This is a genomic window from Cellvibrio sp. OA-2007 (assembly GCF_000953825.1).
GTDB lineage: Bacteria > Pseudomonadota > Gammaproteobacteria > Pseudomonadales > Cellvibrionaceae > Cellvibrio.
The window spans coordinates 1-1,213 of sequence record NZ_BBUL01000027.1 but is presented as its reverse complement, the minus strand read 5'-3'; the positions used below and the strand labels follow the sequence as shown (position 1 = coordinate 1,213).

Annotated in this window: 1 protein-coding gene; it reads right to left on the bottom strand. The window is 48.8% G+C overall.

The annotated features are described in order from the left end of the window. Nucleotide 1: 1 nt before the first annotated feature. On the bottom strand, nt 2-1,213 hold a 1,212-nt coding region (gene tuf, locus AWU77_RS02085), incomplete at its 5' end, for an elongation factor Tu (RefSeq protein WP_238582286.1).

Sequence of the window (1,213 nt, the reverse complement as noted above, 5' to 3'; positions counted from 1 at the left end):
ATTACTGAATGATTTTGGCAACAACACCAGCACCAACAGTACGACCACCTTCACGGATAGCAAAACGTAAACCGTCTTCCATCGCGATTGGGTGAATCAAGGTAACAACCATCTTAATGTTGTCACCTGGCATTACCATCTCTACGCCTTCTGGCAATTCAACAGCACCAGTTACGTCAGTAGTACGGAAGTAGAACTGTGGACGATAGCCTTTGAAGAATGGAGTGTGACGACCACCTTCTTCTTTGGACAGTACGTACACTTCAGATTCAAACTTGGTGTGCGGAGTTACTGAGTTTGGCTTACACAATACTTGGCCACGCTCAACATCATCACGCTTGGTACCACGAAGCAGAACACCTACGTTCTCACCAGCACGACCTTCGTCGAGCAACTTGCGGAACATTTCAACACCAGTACAGGTGGTTTTAACGGTGTCTTTCAGACCAACGATCGCGATCTCTTCACCAACTTTAACAATACCACGCTCTACACGGCCAGTTACTACAGTACCACGACCAGAAATAGAGAATACGTCTTCTACTGGCATCAAGAATGGCTGATCGATAGCACGCACTGGCTCTGGAATGTAACTATCCAGAGACTCAACCAGCTTACGTACAGCGGTAGTGCCCAATTCGTTATCGTCTTGACCGTTAAGCGCCATCAACGCAGAACCAGCGATAATTGGAGTGTCGTCGCCTGGGAAGTCATAGGTAGACAGCAGCTCACGCAGCTCCATTTCTACCAATTCCAACATTTCGTTGTATTCTTCGGTACCCACACCACCACAGTCTTCTGCCAACAAGTCAGCCTTGTTCAGGAATACTACGATGAAAGGAACACCTACTTGACGAGACAACAGGATGTGCTCACGAGTTTGCGGCATTGGACCATCGGTCGCACCACATACCAGAATTGCACCGTCCATTTGCGCAGCACCGGTGATCATGTTTTTCACATAGTCGGCGTGGCCTGGGCAGTCAACGTGCGCATAGTGACGCACTGGTGAATCATATTCTACGTGCGAGGTATTAATGGTAATACCACGCGCCTTCTCTTCTGGTGCCTTATCGATACCATCAAATGCTACCGCTTCACCACCCCAAGTCTCCGAGCACACGCGAGTCAAGGCTGCAGTCAATGTGGTTTTACCATGGTCAACGTGACCAATGGTGCCCACGTTGACGTGGGGCTTGTTACGTTCAAACTT